At 62.9% G+C, this 7,701-nt stretch carries 16 protein-coding genes; all 16 read right to left on the reverse strand.

The window, feature by feature from the left end; genetic code table 11:
* Positions 1 to 35 precede the first annotated feature (35 nt).
* From G584_RS0104570 to tuf, 16 genes are read right to left on the reverse strand one after another with little or no spacing between them, the layout of a single operon-like run.
* A complete protein-coding gene (locus G584_RS0104570) occupies positions 36 to 221 on the reverse strand; it encodes a type Z 30S ribosomal protein S14 (protein ID WP_028493555.1) in 186 nt (61 codons plus the stop codon).
* A 7-nt stretch (positions 222 to 228) separates the two neighbouring features.
* Entirely contained in the window at positions 229 to 777 is a 549-nt protein-coding gene (rplE, locus tag G584_RS0104575) for a 50S ribosomal protein L5 (RefSeq protein ID WP_028493556.1), read from the reverse strand.
* 1 nt (position 778) lies between these two features.
* Entirely contained in the window at positions 779 to 1,111 is a 333-nt protein-coding gene (gene rplX, locus G584_RS0104580; RefSeq protein WP_028493557.1) for a 50S ribosomal protein L24, read from the reverse strand.
* Positions 1,111 to 1,479, reverse strand: coding sequence for a 50S ribosomal protein L14 (gene rplN, locus G584_RS0104585; protein WP_015718099.1), 369 nt, complete (start codon positions 1,477 to 1,479; stop codon positions 1,111 to 1,113). Before rplN ends, rplX begins: the two co-directional genes overlap by 1 nt.
* Positions 1,476 to 1,793, reverse strand: coding sequence for a 30S ribosomal protein S17 (rpsQ, locus tag G584_RS0104590; protein WP_028493558.1), 318 nt, complete (start codon positions 1,791 to 1,793; stop codon positions 1,476 to 1,478). Before rpsQ ends, rplN begins: the two co-directional genes overlap by 4 nt.
* On the reverse strand, positions 1,786 to 1,983 hold the full coding sequence (rpmC, locus tag G584_RS0104595; protein ID WP_028493559.1) for a 50S ribosomal protein L29: 198 nt from the start codon (positions 1,981 to 1,983) through the stop codon (positions 1,786 to 1,788). Before rpmC ends, rpsQ begins: the two co-directional genes overlap by 8 nt.
* Entirely contained in the window at positions 1,970 to 2,395 is a 426-nt protein-coding gene (gene rplP / locus G584_RS0104600) for a 50S ribosomal protein L16 (RefSeq protein WP_028493560.1), read from the reverse strand. Before rplP ends, rpmC begins: the two co-directional genes overlap by 14 nt.
* Positions 2,396 to 2,398: 3 nt before the next feature.
* A complete protein-coding gene (rpsC, locus tag G584_RS0104605) occupies positions 2,399 to 3,118 on the reverse strand; it encodes a 30S ribosomal protein S3 (protein ID WP_028493561.1) in 720 nt (239 codons plus the stop codon).
* Complete coding sequence (gene rplV, locus G584_RS0104610; RefSeq protein ID WP_028493562.1) at positions 3,108 to 3,449, reverse strand: 50S ribosomal protein L22; 342 nt, start codon at positions 3,447 to 3,449, stop codon at positions 3,108 to 3,110. Before rplV ends, rpsC begins: the two co-directional genes overlap by 11 nt.
* 2 nt (positions 3,450 to 3,451) lie before the next feature.
* A complete protein-coding gene (rpsS, locus tag G584_RS0104615; RefSeq protein ID WP_028493563.1) occupies positions 3,452 to 3,733 on the reverse strand; it encodes a 30S ribosomal protein S19 in 282 nt (93 codons plus the stop codon).
* A gap of 8 nt (positions 3,734 to 3,741) precedes the next feature.
* Positions 3,742 to 4,569 (reverse strand): 50S ribosomal protein L2, encoded by an 828-nt coding sequence (gene rplB / locus G584_RS0104620; RefSeq protein ID WP_028493564.1) that lies wholly within the window; start codon positions 4,567 to 4,569, stop codon positions 3,742 to 3,744.
* Positions 4,570 to 4,618: 49 nt separating this feature from the next.
* Positions 4,619 to 4,909: a 50S ribosomal protein L23 gene (locus G584_RS0104625; protein WP_028493565.1), complete on the reverse strand. Its 291-nt coding sequence runs from the start codon at positions 4,907 to 4,909 to the stop codon at positions 4,619 to 4,621.
* Positions 4,906 to 5,526 carry a 50S ribosomal protein L4 gene (rplD, locus tag G584_RS0104630; RefSeq protein WP_038050707.1) on the reverse strand — a complete coding sequence of 207 codons (621 nt, stop codon included), beginning with the start codon at positions 5,524 to 5,526 and terminating at the stop codon, positions 4,906 to 4,908. Before rplD ends, G584_RS0104625 begins: the two co-directional genes overlap by 4 nt.
* A gap of 8 nt (positions 5,527 to 5,534) precedes the next feature.
* Positions 5,535 to 6,155 (reverse strand): 50S ribosomal protein L3, encoded by a 621-nt coding sequence (rplC, locus tag G584_RS0104635; RefSeq protein ID WP_028493567.1) that lies wholly within the window; start codon positions 6,153 to 6,155, stop codon positions 5,535 to 5,537.
* Positions 6,152 to 6,469, reverse strand: coding sequence for a 30S ribosomal protein S10 (gene rpsJ / locus G584_RS0104640; protein ID WP_015718109.1), 318 nt, complete (start codon positions 6,467 to 6,469; stop codon positions 6,152 to 6,154). The genes rplC and rpsJ overlap by 4 nt, the downstream gene beginning before the upstream one ends.
* Positions 6,470 to 6,480: 11 nt before the next feature.
* On the reverse strand, positions 6,481 to 7,701 hold the full coding sequence (tuf, locus tag G584_RS0104645; RefSeq protein WP_028493568.1) for an elongation factor Tu: 1,221 nt from the start codon (positions 7,699 to 7,701) through the stop codon (positions 6,481 to 6,483).

Raw genomic sequence — 7,701 nt, forward strand, 5'->3', positions numbered from 1 at the left:
GCGGTCTCGAGGGAACCCCCTCGACCAGCCACGGCCTACCAGCTGGCCTTCCTTACCCCAGGAAGCTGCCCCCTGTGGGCCAGCTCCCTAAGGCAAATCCGGCAGAGCCCAAAGTAGCGGTACACGCTCCTGGCCCTCCCACAGCGCATGCAACGGGTGTAAGCCCGCACCTTGAACTTAGGGGTACGCTTGGCCTTTTCGATCAACGCCTTTCTCGCCATGCTCGCCTCACTTACGGAAGGGGAAGCCCAGAAGCTCCAAAAGGGCCCTGGCCTCCTCGTCGGTCCGGGCGGTGGTGACCACCGCGATGTCCATCCCCCGAAGGGCGTCCACCATATCGTAGGTGATCTCCGGGAAGATGAGCTGCTCCCTCAAGCCCAGGTTGTAGTTGCCGCGGCCATCAAAGCTATTCGGGTTCACCCCGCGGAAGTCGCGGATGCGGGGAAGGGCCACGGAAAGCAGCTTCTCCAGGAAGATCCACATCCGGTCACCCCGCAGGGTAACCTTAAGGCCGATGGGCATCCCCTTGCGGAGCTTGAAGTTGGAGATGGACTTCTTGGCCCGGGTTATAGCCGGCTTTTGGCCAGTGATAAGGGCAAGCTCCTGGGAAGCCTTCTCCAGGATGCGGGCATCCTCCTTGGCCTCCCCCAGCCCCTGGTTGATCACCACCTTCTCCAGCCGGGGAACCTCCCAGATGTTCCGGTAGCCGAAGCGCCGGATGAGCTCGGGCCGTACCTCCTCGTAGTACTTTCTCTTCAGCGCAACCTCTAGCGGCATCTCATCCCTCCACGTCCAAAGCCCCACCACACTTGGCGCACACCCGGATCTTGCGGCCATTTTCCAGGAACTTCTTACGCACCCGGGTGGGCTTGCCACAGGCAGGACAAATGGGGCGCACCTTAGAGGCATGCAGAGGAGCCTCCTGCTCCACAAAGCCGCCCTGGGGGTACTGGGGGCTTACCCGCACCGCTTTCTTAACGATGTTCACCCCCTCCACGATGACCGCCCCCTTTTTGGGCAGCACCGCCTTCACCTTGCCCACCCGGCCCTTGTACTTGCCGGAGGCCACCAAAACCGTGTCCCCCTTTTTCACATGTACCTTGGCCCGCATTAGAGCACCTCCGGCGCCAGGGAGACGATCTTCATGAAACCCTTCTCCCGGAGTTCCCGCGCCACGGGACCAAAGACCCTGGTCCCTCGAGGCTCTAGCTGGTTGTTGATGATAACCGCAGCGTTGTCGTCAAAGCGGATGGCGGAACCATCCGGACGCTTGACCTCCTTCTTGGTGCGCACCACCACCGCCTTCACCACGTCGCCTTCCTTCACCGCCCCCCGGGGAATGGCCTCCTTAACGCTGGCCACGATGATGTCCCCCACGGTGGCGTACTTGGCGTTGGAGCCCTTAAGCACACGGATGCACATGATCTTACGGGCCCCGGTGTTATCGGCCACCTCCAAGTAGGTCTGGGGCTGGATCATGCCTTACCTCCCCGTTTGGAAAGGCTTGCGTAGTTCTGCTTACGCACCAGATACTTCTCCACCAGGTCCAGCCTGCCTTCCTCCACCAAGCGCAAGACCCTAAAGCGCTTGCGCTTGGAAATGGGGCGGGACTCGATGATTTCCACCACGTCCCCCACCTTGTACTTCTCCTCGGGGTCGTGGGCCAGGTATTTTTTGGAGCGCTTGATCACCTTGCCGTAGAGGGGGTGGGGAAACTGGCGCTCCACCAACACCGTGACAGTCTTCTGCATCTTGTCGCTCACCACCACCCCGGTCAGCACCTTCTTAGGCATTGGCCCTCCTCTTCTCGTTAAGGATCGTGAGGAGCCGGGCGATGAGGCGCCTGGTCTCCCGAATCCTGTGGTTCTGGGAAAGCTGGCCGATAGAAGCTTGGAAGCGCAGCTCCATCAGCTCCCGCTTTTTCTCCCGAACCAGCTTCTCGATCTCACTGGGAGAGAGCTTACGGATCTCACTGGGCTTCATCGTAGGCATCCCTCCTCACGATCTTGGTCTTGATGGGAAGCTTGTGGCCAGCAATGCGCAAGGCCTCGAGGGCCTGATCCTCCGGGACACCTGCCACCTCGAACATCACCCGGCCCGGCTTCACCACCGCCACGTACCCCTCCACGTTGCCCTTACCCTTACCCATTCGCACCTCGAGGGGCTTCTTGGTGTAGGGCTTATCGGGGAAGATGCGGATGAAGATCTTGCCCCCGCGGCGGAAATGGCGCACCATAGCCACACGGGCCGCCTCAATCTGCTGGGAGGTGATCCAGGCGGGCTCCATGGCCACCAGGCCGAAGTCCCCGAAGGCCACATAATCGCCGCCCTTGGTCGCCCCCTTTAGGCGGCCCCGCTGCTGCTTGCGGTACTTCATGCGCCTGGGCATCAACATGACCTACTCCTCCTTCTTCACGCGGACCGCTGGGCGGCGGCGGCGGGGCTTTTCCTCTCCCTTCGGCCCCTCGGGGCGGGCCTTGGGCTTCTGGCCGCCGATCACCTCGCCCAGGAACACGTAGGCCTTGACCCCCAGCACCCCATAGGTGGTGCGGGCCAAAGCGAAACCGTAGTCTATGTTAGCACGAAGGGTGTGGAGGGGCACCCGGCCCTCGGCCGCCCACTCCGTGCGGGCCTGCTCGGCGCCGCCGATACGGCCGGAGACGATCACCTTAGCCCCCTTGGCCCCCGCTTCCATGATCCGCTGCACCGCTTGCTTGATGGCCCGGCGCACAGCAAATCGGCGTTCGATCTGCTCCGCCACCCGCTGGGCCACCAAGGGAGCGGAGAGGTTGGGGTTTTGTATCTCCTGGACGTTCAGGGCCACATTCTTGCCGGTGAGCTGGGAAAGGGTATCCCTTAGGACCTTGATCTTCTCCCCACCTCGGCCGATGACCACGCCGGGCTTGGCCACATGCACGGTCACGGCCACGTTGTCTGCGGCCCGTTCGATGTCGATGCGGGCCAGGCCCGCGGGGTAGAGTTCCTTGGTAAGGAGCTCGCGAATCTTCAGGTCCTCCGCCAGGAGGTGGCGGTACTGCTTCTTGCCCGCATACCAACGGGACTCCCAGTCCCGGGTGATGCCGAGCCTGAACCCAATAGGGTGGATCTTATTTCCCATGCTTCTCCCCCAAGATCACCGTGATGTGACTGGTCCTCTTCTTGATGATGTCCGCCCGGCCCCGGGCCCGGGGGAGCACCCTCTTCAAAGCAGGCCCCTCGTCCACGTAGGCCGCCTTTACGAAAAGCCGGTCCTCAAGCATGTTATGGTTGTTGACCGCATTGGCCACGGCGGACTCCAACACCTTGGCCACGTAGTAGGCCCCCCGCTTAGGGGTGTAGCGCAGGATGGCGCGGGCCTCCTCGAGGCTCTTCCCCCGGATCAGGTCCACCACCAGCCGGACCTTCCTGGGGGAGATGCGCACGTAACGGGCAATGGCTTTCGCTTCCATGGCTACTTCTTCTTGGTGGCCTTAGCCTCTTTCCCGTGCCCCCGGTAGGTGCGGGTAGGGGCGAACTCTCCCAGCTTGTGCCCCACCATGTTCTCGGTAATGTAGACGGGCACATGCTGCCTGCCGTTGTAGACCGCAATGGTATGGCCCACCATCTCGGGAACGATGGTGGAGCGGCGGCTCCAGGTCTTGATGAGCCGCTTTTCCCCCTTGGCGTTGAGCTCCAGCACCTTCCTCAAGAGGTGGTCATCTACGAAAACGCCCTTCTTCAAGCTACGCGGCATGGCTCACCTCACTTCCTGCGGGCGATGATGAAGCGGCTCGAGGGCTTCCGCCGCTTCCGGGTCTTAAGACCCTTGGTCTGCCAGCCCCAAGGGGAAGCCGGGGGGCGGCCCCTGGGTGCCCGGCCCTCACCACCGCCGTGGGGGTGGTCCACCGGGTTCATGGCGGCACCGCGCACATGGGGCTTGCGGCCCAGCCAGCGGGTGCGCCCCGCCTTGCCCAAGACAATGTTCTTGTGGTCGGCGTTGCCCACAGTCCCGATGGTGGCGTAGCACTCCCCATGCACCTTCCTAAGCTCCCCTGAGGGCAGGCGCAGGATCACGTAATCCCCTTCCCGGCCCTGAATCTGAGCCCCGGTGCCAGCAGAGCGGGCCAGCTTGGCCCCCTTCTTGGGCTCCAGCTCCACCGCATGAACCACGGTACCCACGGGGATGAAGCGGAGGGGAAGGGCGTTGCCCACCTGGATGGGAGCATCGGGTCCCGCCACCACCTGCTGGCCCACCTGCAGGCCCTCAGGGGCAATGATGTAACGCTTCTCCCCGTCGGCGTAGTGCAGAAGGGCGATGCGGGCGGAGCGGTTGGGATCGTATTCGATAGCCGCCACCTTGGCGGGAATGCCCACCTTGTCCCACCGCTTGAAGTCAATGATGCGGTAAAGCCGCTTGTGGCCGCCCCCCCGGAAGCGAACCGTGATGCGGCCTTGGTTGTTGCGCCCCCCGGTCTTCTTCAGGGGCTTGACCAAAGACTTCTCCGGCTCGGTCTTGGTGATCTCGGAGAAGTCCGCCACCGTCATGAAACGGCGGCTTGGAGTGTAGGGTTTGAACTTCTTGACTGCCATCCTCGCCTCCCTTGCCGGATCGGGGCCGGGCCCCCCTCCCGGCTTAGGTTTAGATGAGGCCCTCCAAGGCCTCGATCTTCTGCCCGGCGGCCACCTGCACGATGGCCTTCTTGCGGTCGGGGCGCTTACCCAGATAGCGGCCCAGACGCTTCTTCTTGCCCCGTACCGTCACGGTGTTCACCTTCACCACCTTGACCTTAAAGGCCTCCTCCACGGCGTTTTTAATCTCCGTCTTAGTAGCCTTGGGGTGGACCCAGAAGGTGTACTTGCCTTGGGCAAAACCCGCATAGGCCTTCTCGGAAAGCACCGGGGCTAGGATCACATCAAAAGCAGTCTTCATGCCTCACCCCCCACGCGAGCCTGGAAAGCCTCCCAAGCCGCCATATCCATAACCAGGCGCTCGGTGCGCAGGATGTCGTAGACGTTTAACCCCTCCGGTGCCAGGGTCACCACCCAAGGCAGGTTCCGGGCAGCCCGGCGCACCAGCTCGCTGGCCGTGACCAGGAGGACGCTTTCCGAGCCGTCCAGCCCCGCAGCCCTAGCCCAGGCCAGAAACTCCTTGGTCTTGCCGTTAACCCCAGCGAAGTCCTCCACCAGAAGGAGCTTGCCCTCCCTGGCCCGATCGGCCACGGCCATGGCCAACCCCGCCTGCCGCACCTTTTTGGGCAGGGTGTAGCTGTAATCCCGGGGCTTGGGGCCAAAGACTACCCCCCCTCCCACGAAAATGGGAGCCCCGATATCGCCATGGCGGGCCCGTCCCGTGTGCTTCTGGGGGTAGATTTTGCGGCCAGAATAGGCCACCTCGCCCCGGGTCTTGGTGCTGGCTGTGCCGCGCCGCCGTTTAGCCAGCTGCCAGCGCACCACCTCCCAAAGGAGATGGGGGTTAACCTCCTGAGGGAGGTCGGCGGCAAGCTCCCGCTTGCCAGAAGAGGAGAGAACAGGAATCTGGTACACCATGCCCTCCTTCACTTGGCCACCTTCTTGGTCTCCCGCACCACCAAAAGACCCCCGTTGGGCCCGGGCACCGCGCCCTTAACCAGGAGGAGGTTTTCCTCGGGAATGACGTCCACCACCTCGAGGTTCATCACCGTGACCCGCTCGGCCCCGTAGCGACCAGCCATCTTCTTGCCCTTATAGACCCGGCCCGGGGTCTTGCGGTTCCCGATGGACCCGGGGTGGCGGTGGATCTTGTGGGCACCGTGGGAATCGGGGCCGCCGGCAAAGTTCCAGCGCTTCATCACCCCCGCCGTACCCCGCCCCTTGGAGGTGCCGGTCACGTCCACCCGCTCGCCGGCCTTAAAGATCTCCACGGTTACTACGTCGCCCTCAGGGTTGAAGTCGCGGATCTCCTTCAAGATGCGCACCGGACCCACCCCGGCCCGGGCAAAATGCCCCTTCATGGGTCGGTTGACCCGCTTGGGATTCTGGGGCAGAAAGCCCAGCTGGACCGCCGTGTACCCGTCTTTCTCCGGGGTCCGACGCTGGACCACAGGGCAGGGCCCAGCCAGGATCACGGTGACGGGAATGGCCCGGTCCTCCCGGTAAATCCGGGTCATGCCCACCTTCATGCCCAGGATGCCCTTCATTTGCCACCCCCCACGGTCTTGATCTCGATCTCCACCCCGGTGGGCAGGTCCAGGGACATGAGGCTCTCGATGGTCTTGCGGTTGGGGTTCAGGATGTCCACCAGGCGGTGGTGGGTGCGAAGCTCAAAGTGCTCTCGGGAGTCCTTGTGCTTGAAAGGACCCCGGATCACGGTGAAGCGCCGCACCCGGGTGGGCAAAGGCACGGGACCTGAGACCTGGGCCCCAGAACGCCGGGCGGCCTCCACGATCTTCTGGGCCGAGGCGTCCAGGGTCTTATGGTCAAAGCCCCGTAGCTTGATGCGGATCTTGGGCATGCTTCACCACCTCACTCTAGGATCTTGGTGACCACGCCGGCGCCCACGGTCCGCCCACCCTCCCGAATGGCGAACCGCAACCCCTCCTCCAACGCCACCGGCTTGATCAGCTCCACCGTAAACGTCACATTGTCCCCAGGCATCACCATCTCCACCCCAGCCGGCAGCTGCACCACCCCCGTCACATCCGTCGTCCGAAAGTAAAACTGCGGACGGTACCCAGAAAAAAACCCCGTGTGCCTACCCCCCTCCTCCTTCCTCAACACATACACCGACGCCTCAAACTTCGTGTGCGGCGTAATGCTCCCAGGCTTCGCCAGCACCTGCCCCCGCTCCACCTCCTCCCGGCTTACACCCCGCAGCAACAAACCTACGTTGTCCCCAGCTATCCCCTCCTGCAGCGTCTTACGGTGCATCTCCACACCCGTCACCACCGTCCGCCGCGTCTCAGCAGCCAAACCCACAATCTCCACCTCGTCCCCAACCTTCACCTTCCCACGCTCAATCCGCCCCGTCGCCACCGTACCACGCCCAGTAATGCTGAACACGTCCTCCACAGGCATCAAAAAAGGCTTGTCCACATCCCGCACCGGCGTGGGTATGTACTCGTCAATCGCATCCAACAGCTCCCAAATCCTATCCACCCACTCGTTCTCCCCACGCCGCGTCTTCGGATTCCGGTGCATCTGCTCCAACGCCAACAACGCGCTCCCCCGAATCACCGGAACCTCGTCCCCAGGAAATTCGTACTGGTTCAAAAGATCCCGCACCTCCATCTCCACCAAATCCAAAAGCTCCGGATCGTCCACCATGTCCACCTTGTTCATAAACACCACAATGTACGGCACCCCCACCTGGCGCGCCAGCAAAATGTGCTCCCGCGTCTGCGGCATCGGCCCGTCCGCCGCCGACACCACCAAAATCGCCCCGTCCATCTGCGCCGCACCCGTAATCATGTTCTTGATGTAGTCCGCGTGCCCAGGACAATCCACGTGCGAATAGTGCCGCTTCGCCGTCTCGTACTCCACATGCGCCGTGTTGATCGTAATCCCCCGCGCACGCTCCTCCGGCGCCTTGTCTATATCCCCGTAGTCCTTCACCTCCACATTCGGGTTCTCCGCCGCCGTAACAAACGTCAACGCCGCAGTCAACGTCGTCTTCCCGTGGTCCACGTGCCCAATCGTCCCCACGTTCACGTGAGGCTTCGTACGGATAAACTCGCCCTTGGCCAT

Source organism: Thermus antranikianii DSM 12462 (assembly GCF_000423905.1).
GTDB classification, from domain to species: Bacteria; Deinococcota; Deinococci; order Deinococcales; family Thermaceae; genus Thermus; species Thermus antranikianii.

Bases quoted from the DNA above. Each gene is read 5' to 3' on its own strand.
- rpsQ (WP_028493558.1), bottom strand. From the start codon at position 1,793: ATGCCTAAGAAGGTGCTGACCGGGGTGGTGGTGAGCGACAAGATGCAG.
- rplD (WP_038050707.1), bottom strand. From the start codon at position 5,526: ATGGTGTACCAGATTCCTGTTCTCTCCTCTTCTGGCAAGCGGGAGCTT.
- rplC (WP_028493567.1), bottom strand. From the start codon at position 6,155: ATGAAGGGCATCCTGGGCATGAAGGTGGGCATGACCCGGATTTACCGG.
- rplE (WP_028493556.1), bottom strand. From the start codon at position 777: ATGCCGCTAGAGGTTGCGCTGAAGAGAAAGTACTACGAGGAGGTACGG.
- rpmC (WP_028493559.1), bottom strand. From the start codon at position 1,983: ATGAAGCCCAGTGAGATCCGTAAGCTCTCTCCCAGTGAGATCGAGAAG.
- rplV (WP_028493562.1), bottom strand. From the start codon at position 3,449: ATGGAAGCGAAAGCCATTGCCCGTTACGTGCGCATCTCCCCCAGGAAG.
- rplX (WP_028493557.1), bottom strand. From the start codon at position 1,111: ATGCGGGCCAAGGTACATGTGAAAAAGGGGGACACGGTTTTGGTGGCC.
- rplB (WP_028493564.1), bottom strand. From the start codon at position 4,569: ATGGCAGTCAAGAAGTTCAAACCCTACACTCCAAGCCGCCGTTTCATG.
- rplP (WP_028493560.1), bottom strand. From the start codon at position 2,395: ATGTTGATGCCCAGGCGCATGAAGTACCGCAAGCAGCAGCGGGGCCGC.
- tuf (WP_028493568.1), bottom strand. From the start codon at position 7,701: ATGGCCAAGGGCGAGTTTATCCGTACGAAGCCTCACGTGAACGTGGGG.
- rpsS (WP_028493563.1), bottom strand. From the start codon at position 3,733: ATGCCGCGTAGCTTGAAGAAGGGCGTTTTCGTAGATGACCACCTCTTG.
- G584_RS0104570 (WP_028493555.1), bottom strand. From the start codon at position 221: ATGGCGAGAAAGGCGTTGATCGAAAAGGCCAAGCGTACCCCTAAGTTC.
- rplN (WP_015718099.1), bottom strand. From the start codon at position 1,479: ATGATCCAGCCCCAGACCTACTTGGAGGTGGCCGATAACACCGGGGCC.
- rpsJ (WP_015718109.1), bottom strand. From the start codon at position 6,469: ATGCCCAAGATCCGCATCAAGCTACGGGGCTTTGACCATAAGACCCTG.
- G584_RS0104625 (WP_028493565.1), bottom strand. From the start codon at position 4,909: ATGAAGACTGCTTTTGATGTGATCCTAGCCCCGGTGCTTTCCGAGAAG.
- rpsC (WP_028493561.1), bottom strand. From the start codon at position 3,118: ATGGGAAATAAGATCCACCCTATTGGGTTCAGGCTCGGCATCACCCGG.